The 16,776-nt window shown below is 70.0% G+C and carries 16 protein-coding genes; 6 read left to right on the top strand and 10 right to left on the bottom strand.

Annotation, left to right across the window (positions count from 1 at the left end):
- From VF536_RS21575 to VF536_RS21550, 6 genes are all read right to left on the bottom strand, one after another.
- On the bottom strand, nt 1–1,678 hold a 1,678-nt coding region (locus VF536_RS21575; protein WP_331616940.1), incomplete at its 3' end, for an AMP-binding protein.
- A 2-nt stretch (nt 1,679–1,680) separates the two neighbouring features.
- The gene (locus VF536_RS21570; protein ID WP_331616939.1) at nt 1,681–2,391 is read right to left on the bottom strand and encodes an ABC transporter ATP-binding protein; all 711 of its coding nucleotides are present in this window, start codon (nt 2,389–2,391) and stop codon (nt 1,681–1,683) included.
- Complete coding sequence (locus tag VF536_RS21565; RefSeq protein WP_331616938.1) at nt 2,391–3,161, bottom strand: ABC transporter ATP-binding protein; 771 nt, start codon at nt 3,159–3,161, stop codon at nt 2,391–2,393. The genes VF536_RS21570 and VF536_RS21565 overlap by 1 nt, the downstream gene beginning before the upstream one ends.
- Nucleotides 3,158–4,522 carry a branched-chain amino acid ABC transporter permease gene (locus VF536_RS21560; RefSeq protein WP_331616944.1) on the bottom strand — a complete coding sequence of 455 codons (1,365 nt, stop codon included), beginning with the start codon at nt 4,520–4,522 and terminating at the stop codon, nt 3,158–3,160. The genes VF536_RS21565 and VF536_RS21560 overlap by 4 nt, the downstream gene beginning before the upstream one ends.
- A gap of 37 nt (nt 4,523–4,559) precedes the next feature.
- Nucleotides 4,560–5,507, bottom strand: coding sequence for a branched-chain amino acid ABC transporter permease (locus tag VF536_RS21555; protein WP_331616937.1), 948 nt, complete (start codon nt 5,505–5,507; stop codon nt 4,560–4,562).
- 19 nt (nt 5,508–5,526) lie between these two features.
- Nucleotides 5,527–6,837, bottom strand: coding sequence for a branched-chain amino acid ABC transporter substrate-binding protein (locus VF536_RS21550; RefSeq protein ID WP_414710426.1), 1,311 nt, complete (start codon nt 6,835–6,837; stop codon nt 5,527–5,529).
- Between the two features lie 212 nt (nt 6,838–7,049).
- Here VF536_RS21550 and VF536_RS21545 point away from each other — a divergent pair, with 212 nt between their 5' ends.
- A complete protein-coding gene (locus VF536_RS21545; protein ID WP_331616936.1) occupies nt 7,050–8,090 on the top strand; it encodes a PAS domain-containing sensor histidine kinase in 1,041 nt (346 codons plus the stop codon).
- Nucleotides 8,091–8,100: 10 nt separating this feature from the next.
- Nucleotides 8,101–8,733, top strand: coding sequence for a response regulator transcription factor (locus VF536_RS21540; protein WP_331616935.1), 633 nt, complete (start codon nt 8,101–8,103; stop codon nt 8,731–8,733).
- On the opposite strand, the gene VF536_RS21535 is transcribed toward VF536_RS21540, so the two are convergent.
- On the bottom strand, nt 8,730–9,389 hold the full coding sequence (locus tag VF536_RS21535) for a TetR/AcrR family transcriptional regulator (protein ID WP_331616934.1): 660 nt from the start codon (nt 9,387–9,389) through the stop codon (nt 8,730–8,732). The genes VF536_RS21540 and VF536_RS21535 overlap by 4 nt on opposite strands.
- 212 nt (nt 9,390–9,601) lie before the next feature.
- Here VF536_RS21535 and VF536_RS21530 point away from each other — a divergent pair, with 212 nt between their 5' ends.
- From VF536_RS21530 to VF536_RS21520, 3 genes are all read left to right on the top strand, one after another.
- A complete protein-coding gene (locus tag VF536_RS21530) occupies nt 9,602–10,003 on the top strand; it encodes a VOC family protein (protein WP_331616933.1) in 402 nt (133 codons plus the stop codon).
- Between the two features lie 205 nt (nt 10,004–10,208).
- Entirely contained in the window at nt 10,209–11,891 is a 1,683-nt protein-coding gene (locus VF536_RS21525) for a carboxylesterase/lipase family protein (RefSeq protein ID WP_331616942.1), read from the top strand.
- A 40-nt stretch (nt 11,892–11,931) separates the two neighbouring features.
- On the top strand, nt 11,932–12,855 hold the full coding sequence (locus VF536_RS21520; RefSeq protein ID WP_331616932.1) for an alpha/beta hydrolase: 924 nt from the start codon (nt 11,932–11,934) through the stop codon (nt 12,853–12,855).
- Nucleotides 12,856–12,873: 18 nt separating this feature from the next.
- Here VF536_RS21520 and VF536_RS21515 read toward each other — a convergent pair whose 3' ends face one another.
- Nucleotides 12,874–13,803: a LysR family transcriptional regulator gene (locus VF536_RS21515; protein ID WP_331616931.1), complete on the bottom strand. Its 930-nt coding sequence runs from the start codon at nt 13,801–13,803 to the stop codon at nt 12,874–12,876.
- Between the two features lie 111 nt (nt 13,804–13,914).
- Here VF536_RS21515 and VF536_RS21510 point away from each other — a divergent pair, with 111 nt between their 5' ends.
- Entirely contained in the window at nt 13,915–14,697 is a 783-nt protein-coding gene (locus VF536_RS21510; protein WP_331616930.1) for an SDR family oxidoreductase, read from the top strand.
- A 75-nt stretch (nt 14,698–14,772) separates the two neighbouring features.
- On the opposite strand, the gene VF536_RS21505 is transcribed toward VF536_RS21510, so the two are convergent.
- Complete coding sequence (locus VF536_RS21505) at nt 14,773–16,152, bottom strand: sigma-54 dependent transcriptional regulator (protein ID WP_331616929.1); 1,380 nt, start codon at nt 16,150–16,152, stop codon at nt 14,773–14,775.
- Nucleotides 16,149–16,776, bottom strand: a 628-nt coding sequence (locus tag VF536_RS21500) for a HAMP domain-containing sensor histidine kinase (RefSeq protein ID WP_331616928.1), incomplete at its 5' end; no start/stop codon positions are given. The genes VF536_RS21500 and VF536_RS21505, both read right to left, overlap by 4 nt.

Here is a 16,776-nt window from a genome sequence, read left to right as displayed (position 1 = left end):
GCAGCGCCGCCGACGCCGCCTCGCGCCGCGGCGCGGGCTCTGTCGACGGCGGCGGTTCGCGCAGCTCGCGACGCAGCACCTTGCCCACCGACGAGGTCGGCAGGCTCTCCATGAACACCACCCGCCGCGGCACCTTGTAGGCCGCCAGCTGCTCGCGGCAATGCGCCAGCACCTCGTCCTCGGTCAGCCGCGCATCGCGCCGGACGACGAAGGCGCGCACCGCCTCGCCGGTCTTCTCGTCGGGCACGCCGGTCACCGCGCAGCCGGCCACGCCGGGCAGCGCGGCGATGACGCCCTCGACCTCGTTCGGGTACACGTTGAAGCCCGACACCAGCACCATGTCCTTCTGCCGGTCGCAGATGCGCAGCAGGCCCTGCTCGTCGAGGATGCCGATGTCGCCGGTGCGGAAGAAACCGTCCGGCGTGAACGCCCCCTCGTTGGCCTGCGGCTGGCGCCAGTAGCCGCGCATCACCTGCGGGCCCCTCACGCAGATCTCGCCCTGCTCGCCGGCGGGCAGCGGCCGACCCGCGGCGTCGGCGATGCGCAGCTCGGTGGACGGCACCGGCAGGCCCACCGTGCCGCTGAAACGCAGCTGCGCGAAGGAGTTGACCGTCGCCACCGGCGCGGTCTCGCTCAGGCCGTAGCCCTCGAGGATGTGCCGGCCGCTGCGGGCGCACCAGCGTTCCGAGGTCGCGCGTTGCACCGCGGCGCCGCCGCCGATGGCCAGCTTCACCCGCCGCAGGTGCTCGTCCGTCACCTGCGGCAGCGCCAGCAAGGTGCCGAACAAGGTGTTGACGCCGGTGATCGCCGTGACCGCCTCGTGCGTGAACGCCCGCGACAGCGCGGCGGCGTCGCGCGGATTGGCCACCAGCACGTTACGCGCGCCGAAGGTCGCGAAGGTCAGCAGGTTCACCGTCAGCGCGAAGATGTGATACAGCGGCAGCGCCGTGAGCAGGGTCTCCGCGCCCGGCGTGATCGCGCCGCCCAGCATCGCGCGCATCTGCAGCAGGTTGGCGATGAGGTTGCCGTGCGTCAGCTCCGCGCCCTTGGAGATGCCGGTGGTGCCGCCGGTGTACTGCAGCAGCGCCAGGTCCCCGCGACCCAGCGTCGGCGGACGCCAGTGGCCGGCCACCGCGCCCAGCGCCAGCGCGTCGTCGAAGGACACCGCCGCCAGCCGCGTGCGCCCGACCGTCGGCGGCGTGCTGCCCACCACCACGATGCGCGCCACCGACGCGGCATCCAGCGCGTTCACTGCCACCGGCAGCGCCTGCGCGGAGACGACCAGCACCCGCGCGCCGGCGTCCTTCAGCTGATGCCGCAGCTCGCGCACCGTGTACTGCGGATTGACGCTGACCTGCACCGCGCCCGCCTTCAGGCAGCCCAGCAGCACCACCGGGAAGGCCGCCACGTTGCCCAGCATCACCGCGACGCGGTCGCCCGGCATGACGCCGGCGACCGCGCCCAGCCAGGCGGCCCAGGCGGACGCGCGGGCATGGAGCTCGGCGAAGGTCAGGTGGTCGTCGCCGCTGGAGATCGCCACCTGCCGCGCGTAGGGCGCGGTCAGCGTCTCCAGCATCTCCGGCAGGTTCTCGTAGGCCTCGGTGTCGATCTCCGCGTCGGCGCCGGGTGGGTAGTGGGCCAGCCAGGGGCGCGCGGCGGTCAGGGTTCTGGAGTTCATGTCTATACCTCAAGCCATTCCTTGCGCACCGCGCCGTCGCCGAGCAGGCGTTGCGGTGTGCCTTCGAAGACGATGCTGCCGTGGCCCATCACGAGCACGCGGTCGGAGATGTCCAGCGCGATGGTCAGCTTCTGCTCGATCAGCAGCACCGCGATGCCGCGCGTTTTCAGCGTGCGCAGGTACTGCCCGACCAGCTCGACGATCTTGGGCGCCAGGCCCTCGGTCGGCTCGTCGATGATGATCAGCTCGGGATCGCCCATCAGCGCGCGGCACAGCGTCAGCATCTGCTGCTCACCGCCGGAGAGCACGCCGGCCTCGACGTGCTGGCGTTCCTTCAGGCGCGGGAACATCCCGTACATGTCGTCGAAGGTCCAGCGGCCCGGTCGGCCGGGATGCTTCTGGCCGAGCATCAGGTTCTGGTGGACCGTCAGACGGGGAAAGATGTCGCGGCTCTCCGGCACGTAGGCGATGCCGCGATGCGCGATCTCGTGCGGCGCGAGGCCGGTCAGGGACTGGCCCCGCCAGCGCAGCCCGCCGCGCGCGTCCACCATGCCCATGATGGCCTTGGCCGTCGTGGAGCGGCCCGAGCCGTTGCGTCCGAGCAGGGCCACGATCTCGCCCGGCGCCACCTGGAAACGCACGCCGTGCAGCACGTGGCTCTTGCCGTAGAAGGCGTGGAGGTCGTCGATGTCGAGTGTGGTGTCCGTGACCATCAGTGCCCGCCTCCCTGCGCGTCGGCCACGGCGGAGCCGAGGTAGGCCTCCTGCACGCGCGGATCGGCGCGCACGTTCTCCGGCGTGTCGAAGGCGATGACCTCGCCGTACACGACCACCGCGATGCGGTCCGCCAGGCCGAACACCACGCCCATGTCGTGCTCCACGGTCAGCAGCGTGCGACCCTGCATCACGTCCTTCACCAGCGCGATGAAGTGCCGGGTCTCCGCGCGGCTCATGCCGGCGGTGGGTTCGTCCAGCAGGATCACGCTGGCGCCGCCGGCGATGGTGACGCCCACCTCCAACGCGCGCTGCTCGGCGTAGGTCAGGTCCATGGCCGGCACGTCGCGCCGATCGGCCAGTCGCAGGCGCTCGAGCAGTTGCTCGACGCGCTCGTTGGCATCGCCCAGTCCGGAGAGGAAACGCAGGAAGGTGTAGCGGTAACCCAGGCGCCACAGCACGGCGCAGCGCAGGTTCTCGAATACCGACAGCATCGGGAAGATGTTGGTGATCTGGAAGCTGCGCGACAGGCCGCGGCGATTGATCTCGAAAGGCTCGCGGCCGTCGATGCGCTCGCCGTGCAGCAGCACCTCGCCGCTGGTGGGCGCGAAGCGGCCGCTGATCAGGTTGAACAGCGTGGACTTGCCCGCGCCGTTGGGACCGATGACGGCGACGCGCTCGCCGGGCTTCACCTGCAGGTTGCAGCCGCGGATGATCTCTGTGCGGCCGAAACGCTTGCGCAGGTCCTTGAGTTCGAGGGCGTAGGTCATGCCGTGTTCCTCCGCATGGATGACGTCTTTGCGGCCACCTGGTCCGCGATGGCCTCCTGGATCGCGGTCCACCGGCGCGCGAAACGACGCTGCGCCAGCGTGAACAGCACCAGGCCGACCAGCATCACGACGGTCGCGCCGGTCCAGTAGCCGGGATGCTTCGCATCGAGCGGGATGCCGACGAAGTGCAGCGTCGAGCCGAGCGCCGTGTTGAGCTGCAGGTGGTAGACCATCTCGATCAGCGTGGCGGCGCCCAGCAGCATCAGCAGCAGCGTCACGCCGAGCACGAGGTAGTCCGGGATCAGCGACCGGAGCCGGCCGGCGGCGGCGACGCGCACGTTGGCCATCACCAGGCTGGCCAGGCCGCCCGGCGCCCACATCACCATCAGCACGAAGGCGATGCCCAGGTAGAGCAGCCAGGCCCGGGTGAACTCCGACAGCAGCGCGAAGGCCAGCACCATCAGGATGCCGCCGAGGATGGGACCGAAGAAGACGCTCGTGCCGCCGAGGAAGGTGAACAGGAGGTAGGCGCCGGAGCGCGACGCGCCGACGACCTCGGCGGTGACGATCTCGGCGTTCAGCGCGGTGAGGCCGCCGGCGACGCCGGAGAAGAAGGCCGAGATCACGAACACCCGGTAGCGCACCTGGCGCGTGTCGTAACCGATGAACGCGACGCGCTCGGGGTTGTCGCGCACCGCGTTGCTGATGCGGCCCAGCGGCGTGCGCGTGAACGCGTACATGGCGGCCGTGCACACGAAGGTGTAGATCGCGATCAGGCCGTACATCTGGATCTGCGGGCCGAAGCTCAGGCCGAGGCTCAGGCTGAGGTCCTTCGCGAAGACCGACGCCGCGGCCGCCGCCACGCGGTCGCCCGACACGCCGCCCTCCCCGCCGAAGAACTCGGGGAACATCAGCGCGGAGGCCCACACCAGTTCGCCGATGCCCAGCGTGATCATCGCGAAGGGCGTGCCCGCCTTCTTCGTGCTGACGTGGCCGAACACCATCGCGAGCGCCATCGCCGCGAGCCCGCCGACGACGGGAACCAGGCTCACCGGCACGGGCAGTCGGCCGTCGGCGACCAGGTTGAGCGCATGCATGCCCAGGAAGGCGCCGAAACCGGCGTACACCGCGTGGCCGAAGCTGAGCATGCCGCCCTGCCCCAGCAGCATGTTGTAGGACAGGCAGACGATGATGGCGATGCCCATCTGGCTGAGGATGGTCTGCCCCAGGCCGCCGCTGAACACCAGCGGCGCGACCGCCAGCAGCAGCGCGAAACCGCCCCAGATCGCGACGGCGCCGAGGTGGCGTGGCCGGCGTGGCGCACGACTTGACGCGCGAGTTTGCGCATCGAGGCTGGACATGGAGGAAGACGGAAGGTGGGTCAATGGCGTGCTCATGTCAGCCCTCCCGCTTGCCGAGCAGGCCCTTGGGCCGGAAGACGAGGATCAACACCAGGAACAGGTAGGGCAGGATGGGCGCGATCTGGCTGACCTTGAGCTTGAGGACGGCATAACCCGGCGTCTGCGGCGTGACGACCATCCCCAGCGACTGCAGCGCACCGGGCAGCGAGGCGTCGATGCCCACGGCGAAGGTCTGCACGATGCCGATCAGCAGCGACGCGATGAAGGCGCCTACCAGCGAGCCCATGCCGCCCACCACCACGACCACGAAGATCAGCGAGCCGACGGTGGCCGCCATGCCGGGCTCGGTGACGAAGGCGTTGCCGCCGATGACGCCGGCCAGGCCCGCGAGGCCCGCGCCGCCGCCGAAGACCAGCATGAACACGCGCGGCACGTTGTGGCCCAGCGCCTGCGCCGCCTCCGGATGCGTCAGCGCCGCCTGGATCACGAGGCCGATGCGGGTGCGGGTCAGCAGCAGCCAGATGGCCAGCAGCATCAGCAGCGCCACGCCCATCATGAAGCCGCGGTACACCGGGAAGGTGGTGCCGTAGAGCGTGAACAGCGAGCCCGACAAGCCCTGCGGCACGCGGTAGTCCACCGCGCTGGTGCCCCATACCAGCTGCACCACCTCCAGCACGATGAAGGACAGCCCGAAGGTGATGAGCAGCTCCGGCACGTGACCCAGCCGGTGGGCCCGCCGCAGCGCGTGTTTCTCGAACAGCGCGCCGAAGGCCGCCACCAGCAGCGGCGCCGCCAGCAACGCCACCCAGAAGCCCACCAGCGACGACACCGCGTAGGCGGCGTAGGCGCCCAACATGTAGAAGCTGGCGTGCGCGAAGTTGAGCACGCCCATCATGCTGAAGATCAGCGTCAGGCCGGCGCTGAGCATGAACAGCAGCAGCCCGTAGCTGAGCCCGTTCAGCAGCGAGATCGCGAAGAATTCCATGCGAGTCCCCGCGGCGGCGTCAGCGCGCCGATCCGGTCGATCCGGCGGTTGCGGTCGATGCCACCGAGGCGGAGGCCGGACGCTTCATCTCGCAGCTCGTCGGCGTCGTGGAGACGTAGGGCTCCATGCGCTTGACCGGCGAGAAGGTGTAGCCCGTGTCCTCCACGCTGTACTCGCCCGCCTTGGCCTTCTGCCAGCGGGTGATGAACATGGTCTGCTGCAGCTGGTGGTCGGCGGCGCGCATCGTGGCCTCGCCGGCGAAGCTCTTGAAGCGCAGGCCCTCCATCGCCGCGGCCACCTTGACCGGATCGGTCGACTTCGCCTTGGCCATCGCCTGCGCCAGCAGCTGGATGCCGTTGTAGGTCGCGAAGGTGAAGTAGTCGTCGTTGAAGCGCTTCTTGAACTCGGCCGTCAGCGGCGCGATCGGCGCGTCGAGGTTGGGATGGCCGTAGCCGACGACGTAGACCTCCCCTGCCCCGCCGGCGGCCAGCGCCTTGGGCGTGCCCGCGGCCATCGCGTAGTAGGTGTAGAGCGGGATGTTCAGGCCGGCGTCGCTCATCGCGCGCACCAGCAGCGTCAAGTCCTGACCCCAGTTGCCGGTCACGACGGCGTCGGCGCCCGCGCGCTTGATCTTGGCGACGTAGGGCGCGAAGTCCTTGACCTGGCCGATCGGGTGCAGGTCCTCGCCGGCGATCTCGATGTCGGGCCGGCGGCGCTTGACCGCGTCCTTGAAGTAGCTCGCGACCTGGTGGCCATGCGAGTAGTTCTGGTTGAGCAGGTAGACCTTCCTGATCTTCGGCTGCTCGCGCAGGAAGGAGGTCAGCGCCTCCATCTTCATCGAGGTGTCGGCGTCCAGCCGGAAGTGCCAGTAGTCGCACTTCTCGTTGGTGAGCGCCGGGTCGACGGCGGCATAGTCCAGGTAGACCAGCTCCTTGCCGGGATTGCGCGCGTTGTGCTTGGCCACCGCCTCCATGATGGCCAGCGCGGCGCCCGAGCCGTTGCCCTGCACCACGTAACGGAAGCCCTGGTCGATCGCGGCGCGCAGCACGCTCAGGCTCTCCTGCGGCGAGGCCTTGTTGTCGAAGGCCACGACCTCGAACTTCACGCCCGCCGGATTGCCCGCGGACAGCCGCTCGGCAAGGAACTGCCAGCTCTTGAGCTGGTTCTGGCCGACGTTGGCGAAGGGCCCCGACAGCGGATCGATGAAGGCGATCCGGACCGTCTCGCCCTGCTGGGCCGACGCGAGGTTCCCGAGGGGGGCCAAGGCGCCCAGGGTGCAAAGGGAAAGGGCTGCCGCCAGCCGCACCGCGGCTCTGATGCGTGTCTTCAAGCTTGTCTCCTTGTTCTCCGGACACGCGGGGCGGCGTCGGTGAAGCCGTCGCCGTCGTCGTCGAGGCCGTGTCGGGCCCGCTCGTGTCCGTGTTTGTGGTGTGCCAGGAGAGTAGGAAGCGCGGCCCGCCGCGGCCATCGGACGATTCCGAGCAGGCGTCAGGGCAAACCCCGGTCTGGAGCGCAGGGCGGCAAGCTCTCAGAATGCGGGCCATGGACACCCCCCAGGAAGAGGCGCCGAACATCCCGTTCCAGGCCATCATCGAGCAGTCGCTGGCCGGCATCTACATCATGCAGGACGAGCAGTTCGTCTACTCCAACGCGACCTGGGCCGCGATCGTCGGCTACACGCCGCAGGAGCTGCAGGGCATGACGCTCAAGGAACTGGTCGCGCCGGACATGTACGAGACGGTGCTGCACCGCTACTACCAGCGTCTGCACGGCGAGGTGCAGAGCATGCGTTTCCACACGCGCGGCGTGCACCGCGACGGCCACATCGTCGACATCGAGATCCACGGCAGCCGCATGACCTTCCGCGGCCGGCCGGCGGTGGGCGGCGTGGGCATCGACATCAGCGAGCGGCTGCGGCGCGACGAGGAGCTGCGCCGCTCGCGCGAGCAGCTGCAGCAGCTGGCGGCCTACACCAGCGAGAAGCTGGAGGAGCAGCGCCTGAGCATCGCGCGTGACGTGCACGACGTGCTCGGCGGCATGCTCACGGCGCTGAAGATGGACGTGACCCGCATCGCGCGCCGTGCCGGCAGCGACGAGCAGCAGGCGTTGACGCAGGAGGCGCTGGGCCTGACGCAGAACATCATCGAAACGGTGAAGGCGATCTCCGAGTCGCTGCGGCCCAGCGCGCTCGACCACGCCGGCCTGGCGGTGGCGATGGCGCACGACCTGCAGCAGTTCTCGACGCGCTCCGGCCTGCGGCACACGCTGACCGGCGACGACGCGCCGCTGCGCCTCACGGCCAAGCGCGCCACCGCCGTCTACCGCATCTTCAACGAGGGACTCACCAACGTCGCCCGCCATGCGCAGGCGCGGCAGGTGGACGTGACGCTGGGCGAGCAGGACGGCTGCTTCGTGATGACGCTGCGCGACGACGGCCAGGGCTTTGCCCCGTCGACGCTGGCTACCGGATCGCTGGGCCTGCTCAGCATGACCGAGCGGGCCCGCGCGGTCGGCGGCGAGCTCGCCATCGATGCCGCCGAGGGCCGCGGCACCCGCCTCGTGCTCAAGGTGCCGCTGCTGTGAGGGCCGCGCCATGATCCAGGTCCTCGTCGTCGACGACCACACGATCTTCCGCTCCGGCCTGACGCGGCTGCTGCAGGACGAGCCCGACATGCGCGTCGTGGCCGAGGCGCAGAACGGCGGCGAGGCGCTGGAGCTGGTGCGCTCGTTGCCCTTCGACGCCGTGCTGCTGGACATCAACATGGAAGGGCGCAGCGGGCTGGAGGTGCTGGCCTCGATGCAGGCCCTGCCCCGCTGCCCGCCGGTGCTGATGCTGTCGATGTACCCCGAGGCGCAGTACGCGCTGGTGGCGGTGCAGGCCGGCGCGAGCGGCTACCTCGCCAAGGACTCGGAGCCGGCCGAGCTGGTCCGCGCCATCCGCACCGTCGCCGGCGGCAAGCAGTACCTGAGTGCGCGCGTCAGCGGCCAGGTGCAGGACCAGCTGCGCGGGCTCGACGCCCGGCCCGCCCACGAGCGGCTGTCGGTGCGCGAGCACCAGATCATGCTCATGACCCTGCGCGGCATGTCGGTCACCGAGATCGCCGGCGAGATGATGGTCAGCGTGAAGACCGTCAGCACGCACCGCACCAACCTGCTGACCAAGCTCGGGCTGGGCAGCACGGCGGAACTGGTGCTGTACGCGGTGCGCCAGGGGCTGGTGCACTAGCGCGTGAGGGGCCCGACTGGCCCGACTGGCCGGACGGGCCGGACGATCGCGCCCGACAGCGCCGCCGACACCACGCGCTTCACGAACCGGGCATCGATGGGCTCGCGCGAGAACCAGCGCCGGTAGAAGACCGGTCCGACCAGCTGGGCGACGACGGTCGGCAGATCCGTGTCCGCCGGCAGGTCGCCGCGCGCCTGCGCCCGCTTCAACACGGCCAGGTAAGGCGCGGTATGGTCGATCTGGATGCCGCCTGTGATCCTGGCCAGGTCCGCATCCCGTTCCGCCGCGTCGACGAGCGAAGGCAGCACGCTCGGCCACTTCTCCTCCCGCAGCATGCGGGCCAGTTCCATCAGCAGGGCGTTCGCGTCCCCCGACAGCGTGCCGGTGTCGGGCGTCGTCTGCGACGTGCTGATCAGCGCGCAGGCCTCCAGCACCAGGTCGGATCCCGTCCGCCATTGGCGGTAGATGGTGGTCTTGGCCACCCCGGAGAGCTTGGACACCTCGTCCACGCTGACACCGCTCACCCCGCGCAGGGCCAGGATCTCGCAGGTCGTGCGCAGGACGGTCTCGCGGGAACGACGCACCCGTTCATCGAGCTTCCTGGGCGCGATGTCGCCACCTTGCGGGCGCCGCCCCGCGTCCTCGTCGTCTTGCATGCCTGACCTCGATCCGCCTGATTCCGCTACAGATTGGTAGCGTATATACCACGACCATCCCCTGGCTCGTGAGTACCGCATGGGTGCCGCATGAGTGCCGCATGAGTGCCGAGGCTAACGCATCGATTGACGTCATTGAGTCGTTTCGCTACGCTTAAGTTTCGCTACTAAATGGTAGCGAATCTATTCAATCGTCTTGTCTGGGCCTTCTCATGAACTTCGTCTCCGTCCGAATCATCACCGACGACATCCGGCGCCTGGTGTCCTTCTATGAGCGCGTCCTGAACCTCACGCCGACCTGGTTCACCGACGACTTCGCGGAGTTCGGCACCCCGACCGCGACGCTGGCCATCGGCAGCACCCGCACCCTGGCGATGTTCGGCCAGAACATCGCGGAGGCGGCGTCCAACCGCTCGGCCATCATCGAGTTCCTCGTGGATGACGTCGACGCCCGCCACGCGTCCCTGGCCAGCGGCGGGCTGCCGGTCGTGCAGGCGCCGACGACCATGCCCTGGGGCAACCGGTCGCTGCTGCTGCGGGATCCGGACGGCGCGCTCGTCAATCTCTTCACGCCGGTCACGGAGATGGCGCGAAAGAAGTTCGGCCTGACCTGATCGGCATCGGGCGTCCGCGTTGCCCCGGGTCTCCGTGGAAGTCCCGACGCACGCTCGGATTCGTCCTAGGGCCCTCGGGAGGGCCGTTTCCTAGCATCGATCTGCGCCGGGGTGGACACCGCCACCGGACCGCGACTGCAGGGCGACCGTCTGGTCGCCTGCAGACGACAAGCAGACAACAACAGGAGACCTCCCCGTGAACACGATGCTTCGCTCAGCCTCGCGGCTGACCCTCGTCCTCTCGACCCTGTCGATCGCGGCCTGCGGCGGCGGGTCGGACAGCCCGCCTCCGACGCAGCGCGCCACCGCCTTCGGCACCGTCCAGGGCGTCGACAACAGCCAGGCCAGCGGCACCTACGCCTGGCTCGGCGTGCCCTACGCGCAGCCGCCCAAGGGCGCGCTGCGCTGGATGCCGCCGGTGGACCCGACCGCCTGGACCGGCGTGCGCCCGGCGCAGGCCTTCGGTCACGGCTGCGCGCAGGGCGGCCGCTACTTCAGCCCCGCCCCGGGCGACGCGCCCTACGGCCTGGCCGTGCGCGAAGGCTTCGGCAAGCCGGTGGGCGACGAGGACTGCCTGACGCTCAACGTCTGGCGTCCCGCGACGACCGACGCCAACCTGCCGGTGCTGTTCTTCATCCACGGCGGCAGCAACATCTCCGGCTACTCCGCCGACCCGGTCTACGACGGGCAGGCGCTCGCGAAGAAGGCCAACGCCGTCGTCGTCACCATCAACTACCGCGTGGGCATCCTCGGCTGGCTCGACCTGCCGCAGCTCAAGACCGGCGACAAGCTGGTGGACTCCGGCAACTTCGCGTTGCTGGACCAGATGCAGGCGCTGAAGTTCGTCAAGAACAACATCGCGAACTTCGGCGGCGACGCGGCCAACGTGACGGTGATGGGCCAGTCGGCCGGCGCGGTCAACGTCTGGAACCTGCTGGTGTCGCCGTTGACCGCCGGCCTCTTCCACAAGGCCGTGCCGATGAGCGGCGGCATCGTCAACGCCACGCGCGCCACCGCGCAGCGGTATTCGCAGGCCCTGCTCGAGGCCATCGTCGTGGCCGACGGCAAGGCCGCCGACGCCGCGGCGGCGCGGACCTGGCTGGGCACGCAGACCGCCGCGCAGGTCGCGACCTACCTGCGGGGGCAGTCCGCCGATCAGCTGCTCAAGGTGATGCTGGCCAATCCGCAGCTGGGCAACGCGCCCGCGCCGATCGAGGACGGCAACGTGGTGCCGGTGAACGCCGTGGCCGCGCTCGATGCCGGGCAGTACCAGAAGGTGCCGGTGCTGGCCGGCAACACGCGCGACGAGGGCACGCTGTTCGCCAACCTCTTCGGCACGGTCACCGGCAGCGGCATTCCCGGCTTCAAGCTCAGCGACTACGACCGCTTCGGCCTGCAGTTCAACCTCGACCCGAATGCGGCGACCCGGCCAGCGGAGAGCGACCTCATCAACGCCGCCTACCTGCCGGTCACCGCCCTGCCCTTTGGCTGGAATGCGCTGTCGGCGTTCGCGACGAACTCCATCTTCGTCGGGCCGGTGACGCCGCAACTGGCCTCGCTCGCGGCGAAGCAGCCCACGCAGGTCTGGTACTACCGCTTCGACTGGGACGAGGAGCCCGCCCCGTTCAACACGGTCTACGGCGCCACGCACGCGATGGACATCCCCTTCCTGTTCGGGAACTTCGGCAGCAACGTGTTCTCGTTCGCGTACTCGACCGCGAACAAGGCGGGCCGCGAAGCCCTGTCGGACACGATGATCGCGAGCCTGTCGGCCTTCGCGAGGACCGGCAACCCCAACACGCCGGCGCTGGGGGTGACGTGGAAGAACTATCCATCCAAGCTGGTGCTGGACGCGTCGCCGACGCAGCAGCAGATCAGCGCGCCATGAGGTAGCTTCCGGGGCGGGACACGATGCGGAGACCCGCCCCATGATCGAGACCTTCCAACGCCCCCTGCCCAACGGGATCACCTTGAGCTGCCGCGCCGCGGGCGCGCCGGGACGGCCGTTGATGGTGTTCCTGCATGGGTTTCCGGAGGCGGCCTTCATCTGGGACGAGCTGCTCACCTTCTTCGCCGATCCGGCGCACGGCGGCTACCGCTGCGTCGCGCCGAACCTGCGGGGCTTCGAGCGTTCCAGCGCGCCGACCGAGGTCGCCGCCTACAAGGCGCAGCGGATGGTGCAGGACATCCAGCAGCTCGTCGCCACCGAGAGCGAGGACGGCACTCTGGCCGCGCTGGTGGCGCACGACTGGGGCGGTGCTTTCGCCTGGGGTTACGCCAACGCCTTCCCGGCGCAGATCGGCAAGCTGGTGATCATCAACTCGCCGCATCCGGGCACGCTGTCCCGCGAGCTGCGCGACAACCCGACGCAGCAGGCGGCCAGCGATTACATGAACTTCCTCGCCCGGCCCGATGCCGAGGCGCTGCTTGCGGCCAACGACTTCCAGCGCCTGTGGCCGTTCTTCACCCACATGAAGGCCGGACCCGACGGCTTCGGATGGCTGACGGAGGCGCTCAAGGAGCAATACCGCGAGGTCTGGCGCGCCGGACTCACCGGGGCCTGCAACCTCTATCGCGTGACGCCGATGAAACCGCCTCTGCCCGGTCAGGGCATCGAGGGGATCCCGGTGCTGCCGCGCGAGCGGCTCACGGTGGATGTGCCCACGCTGGTGTTCTGGGCTCTCGACGACACCGCGCTGCTGCCGGGGCTGCTCGACGGTCTCGAGGATTACGTGCCGCGGATGGAGGTCATCAAGGTGCCCGGCGCCACGCACTGGATCGTCCATGAGCAGCCGCAATGGATCGCGCGCGAGATCGACGGCTTCCTGCGGCGCCCGGCCTCCGCCGCATGAGCGGCCCCGCTCTCAGGGTCACCCTTGACCGAACCTCGCCGCATGCCCGCGGGCGCGGAATTCCTCGATGACGTGGTCCACGAACACACGCACCTTGGCCGGCAGCAGCTTGCGGCTCGAGTAGTAGATCGACAGCGGCAAGGCCTCGGCATACCAGGCCGGCAACACGCGCACGAGTTCGCCGCGCTCGAGCAGCGGCAAGGCGTGCGGCAGCGGCAGCATCGCGATGCCCGTGCCGCCGGCCGCCGCGCGGGCCATGGCTTCCGGGTCGTCCAGCACCATCACCGGACGCACGCTCGCCACCACCTCCTCGCCGGCCTTGTTCTTCAAGGTCCACGGCACCAGCCGCCCTGACCCCAGCGAACGGCGCAGCAGGCCGCGATGGCGCGTCAGGTCGGCGGGCTGCTTCGGCACCGGATTCGCCGCCAGGTACGACGGCGCCGCCACCAGCACGATGCGCAGGCGCGCCAGCTCGCGCGCGATCAAGGCGTCCGTCAGCTCGATGCCGCCGCCGATGGCGACGTCGAAACCCTGGGCGACGAGGTCGACCTGGCGGTTGTCGAAATGCAGGTCCGGCACGACGTCCGGATAACGCCGCACGAACCCGTCCATCATTGGCACGAAGTACTCGCGCCCCACCGTGTAGGCGAGCGCGACCTTCAAGGTCCCCGCCGGCTTGCCCGCGCCCTGCTTCAGATCGGTCAGCGCGTCGCCGATCTCGCACCAGGGGCGTCGGACCTGGGCGTACAGGCGCTCCCCGTCGGTCGTCAGCGCCAGGCTTCGCGTGCTGCGCTGGAACAGGCGCACGCCCAGCCTCGCCTCGAACTGCGCGACGCTTTTGCTGACCGCCGCGGGTGTCAGGCCCAGCCGCCGCGCGGCGGCGGAAAAGCTGCCCTCGTCGGCGGCGGCGATGAAGGCATCGAGGGCGCTGTTCAGTTCAGTCGACATGCCGCCAGCTTATACCAATGGTTGAAACTGAACGCGCCGCTTTCCAACTACCGCAATCAGGTGCCGGCGACCATAGTTCATCTCATCAACCACCCCTCTCCGAAAGGAAACATGATGAGCACCGCCACCAACACCACGAGCAACACCGCCACCAACGGCGTCCTGACCGGCAAGGTCGCCTTCATCCACGGCGGTTCGCGCGGCATCGGCGCCGCCTCCGCGCGCCGTCTGGCCCACGACGGCGCGACCGTCGCGATCGGCTACGCCTCGTCGGCCATCGCCGCCGAAGCGCTGGTCGAAGAGATCAAGGCCGCCGGCGGCCAGGCGATCGCCGTCAAGGCAGACGCCACCGACGCCCCCGCCCTCACCCGCGCCATCGACGGCGTCGCCGACCGCTTCGGCCGCCTGGACATCCTGGTCAACAGCGCCGGCGTGCTCGCCGTGGCGCCGCTGGACCAGTTCACGCTGGAGGACTTCGACCGCACCGTCGCCGTCAACGTGCGTTCGGTCTTCGTGGCCTCGCAGGCCGCGGCCAAGCACATGGGCGACGGCGGCCGCATCATCAACATCGGCAGCACCAACGGCCAGCGCATGCCCTTCGCCGGCGGCGCGGTCTACGCGATGAGCAAGTCCGCGCTGATCGGCCTGGTGAAGGGCCTGGCGCGCGACCTCGGCCCGCGCGGCATCACGGTCAACAACGTGGCGCCCGGCCCGGTCGACACCGACATGAATCCCGAGAACACCGAGTTCGGCGCCAGCCTGCACGACCTGATGGCCCTGCGCCGTCACGCCAAGGCGGACGAGATCGCCGCGATGGTGGCCTACCTGGCCGGTCCGGAAGCGGGCTTCGTCACCGGCGCGGATCTGCTGATCGACGGCGGCTTCGCGGCCTGAGTCCGGCGTTCCAGGCAGCCCGGGTCGAGCCGCGTGCCACGGGGGCTGGGCCGATCCTCGGCGCCGGATCCCGTCTCACTTGAGCCCGAGTCTCCCCAGCTTCTTGATCAGCCCGGCCCGGGAGATCCCCAGACGCCGCGCCGCCTCCGACTGGTTGCCCTCGGTCGCCTGCATCGCCTCGCTGATGAGCCGGCGCTCCAGCTCCGTCATCGCCTGGTCGAGCAGGCCGCCGCGGTCATCCGTCTCCGTGCCTGCGACGGACGGAGCCGCCGTCATCGGCTCCTCGCCGGCCGCGAGCGACAGCGCCTCGGCGTCGACCTCCCGCTGCCCGGGCAAGAGCAGCGCGGCCGCGGCATCCACCACCGCCTTCAGCTCGCGCACGTTGCCGGGCCACTCGCGTGCCGCGAGCCAGGCCATCGCGCCCACCGCAATGCCTGCCCCGCGCTGTCGCGCGAAACTGGCCGCCAGCGCCGGCACATCGCCGCGGCGCTCCGCGAGTCCCGGCGTGCGCAGCACCACGCCCTTGAGCCGGTAGTACAGGTCCTCCCGGAACTCGCCGACGCGCACCATCGCCTCGAGGTCGCGATGCGTCGCCGCGACCACGCGGACCTCGCTGGTCTTCGTCACGCGCCCGCCGACCGGCATGTAGGTGCCTTCCTGCAGGAAACGCAGCAGCTTGACCTGCATCGCCGGCGGCATCTCGCCGACCTCGTCGAGGAACAGCGTCCCGCCGCGCGCGACCTCCACCAGACCCGGCTGATCGCGGTAGGCGCCGGTGAAGCTGCCCTTCATGTGGCCGAAAAGCTCGCTCTCCAGCAGCTCCGCCGACAAGGCGCCGCAATGCACCGGCACGAAGGGCGCCGCAGACTGCGGGCCGTGCTCGTGCAGTGCGCGCGCCACCAGTTCCTTGCCCGTGCCGGTCGGGCCGAGCACCAGCACGTTCACCCGCGTCGGCGCGACGCGCCGGATCATCGCCCGCAGCGATTGCAGCGCCGCCGACTGGCCGACCAGGCCCATCGAGTCCTCCGCCTGCTGGCGTCGCAGTTGCGCCAGCTCCGCGTCCAGCCGGCGCTTGCGCAGCGCGCGGTCGACGACGAAGCGCAGCAGGTCCGGATCGATCGGCTTGGCCAGGAAATCCCAGGCGCCGAGGTCCGCCGCGCGCAGCGCCAGCTCGTGCTCGGCATGGCCCGTCAGCACCACGACCGGCGCGCCGTTGAAGCGCGGGATCAGGGTCAGGCCTTGCTCGGGGTCCATGCTCGGCGGCATCGCCAGGTCCAGCAGCACCAGGTCGGGCTGCTCGCGGGCGAAAGTCGACAAGGCCTCGTCGCCGTCGCCTGCGGTGAGGACCTCGTGGCCCAGGTTGCGCAGGAAACCGCCGCCCAGCCGCTGGAAGGCGGGTTCGTCGTCGACCAGCAGGACGCGGCCGTGGATCGGGGTCGTCGAAGCAGCACTCATCGCGGCAACTCCAGCGTGAAACAGGTGGTCCAGGGCGGACGGACGCCCAGCGAGGCGCGCCCGCCGTGGGCCTGCGCGATGCGCGCGACGATCGCCAGCCCCAGGCCCGTGCCGCCCGGGCTGCGCGAGGCGAAGGGCTCGAAGAGGCGCTCGCGGAGCTCCTCCGGCACGCCCGCGCCGTCGTCGCAGACGTGCAGTCGCAGCATCGCGCCGTCGGGTCCGGCGACCGGCCCGGTGACCGGCGCGTCGTCCACATCGGCATCGACGTCGACGTCGACGTCGATCTCGCAGCCCGCCGCGGACGCCCCGCGCGCGTTTTCGATCAGGTTGACCAGCGCTTGCTCCAGGCGCCTCGGATCGACGGTCTCCACCCACAACTCGGCCGGCCACCCCGCCGACAGCCGCGCCCCGGGCTGGCGTCGGATCAGCGACTCGACGAGCGAGCGCAACTCGAAGCGCTCGCGCTGCAGCTTCCACGGCTTGGCGTAGTCCAGCAGATCGCTGGTCAGGTGCGCGATGCGCGCCACCTGCGCACCGACCTCCTGCCGCGTCTCGGTCGGCGCCATCGCCACGGCCATGCCGATGATGTTGAGCGGATTGCGGATGTCGTGCGCCACGGTCGCG

Source organism: Roseateles sp. (assembly GCF_036486225.1).
Lineage (GTDB): Bacteria > Pseudomonadota > Gammaproteobacteria > Burkholderiales > Burkholderiaceae_C > Roseateles.
This window is presented reverse-complemented; position numbering and strand designations above follow the sequence as displayed.

Coding starts and splice junctions, on each gene's coding strand:
- VF536_RS21570 (WP_331616939.1), bottom strand. CDS start 2,391: ATGGTCACGGACACCACACTCGACATCGACGACCTCCACGCCTTCTAC.
- VF536_RS21565 (WP_331616938.1), bottom strand. CDS start 3,161: ATGACCTACGCCCTCGAACTCAAGGACCTGCGCAAGCGTTTCGGCCGC.
- VF536_RS21560 (WP_331616944.1), bottom strand. CDS start 4,522: ATGTCCAGCCTCGATGCGCAAACTCGCGCGTCAAGTCGTGCGCCACGC.
- VF536_RS21555 (WP_331616937.1), bottom strand. CDS start 5,507: ATGGAATTCTTCGCGATCTCGCTGCTGAACGGGCTCAGCTACGGGCTG.
- VF536_RS21545 (WP_331616936.1), top strand. CDS start 7,050: ATGGACACCCCCCAGGAAGAGGCGCCGAACATCCCGTTCCAGGCCATC.
- VF536_RS21540 (WP_331616935.1), top strand. CDS start 8,101: ATGATCCAGGTCCTCGTCGTCGACGACCACACGATCTTCCGCTCCGGC.
- VF536_RS21535 (WP_331616934.1), bottom strand. CDS start 9,389: ATGCAAGACGACGAGGACGCGGGGCGGCGCCCGCAAGGTGGCGACATC.
- VF536_RS21530 (WP_331616933.1), top strand. CDS start 9,602: ATGAACTTCGTCTCCGTCCGAATCATCACCGACGACATCCGGCGCCTG.
- VF536_RS21525 (WP_331616942.1), top strand. CDS start 10,209: ATGCTTCGCTCAGCCTCGCGGCTGACCCTCGTCCTCTCGACCCTGTCG.
- VF536_RS21520 (WP_331616932.1), top strand. CDS start 11,932: ATGATCGAGACCTTCCAACGCCCCCTGCCCAACGGGATCACCTTGAGC.
- VF536_RS21515 (WP_331616931.1), bottom strand. CDS start 13,803: ATGTCGACTGAACTGAACAGCGCCCTCGATGCCTTCATCGCCGCCGCC.
- VF536_RS21510 (WP_331616930.1), top strand. CDS start 13,915: ATGATGAGCACCGCCACCAACACCACGAGCAACACCGCCACCAACGGC.
- VF536_RS21505 (WP_331616929.1), bottom strand. CDS start 16,152: ATGAGTGCTGCTTCGACGACCCCGATCCACGGCCGCGTCCTGCTGGTC.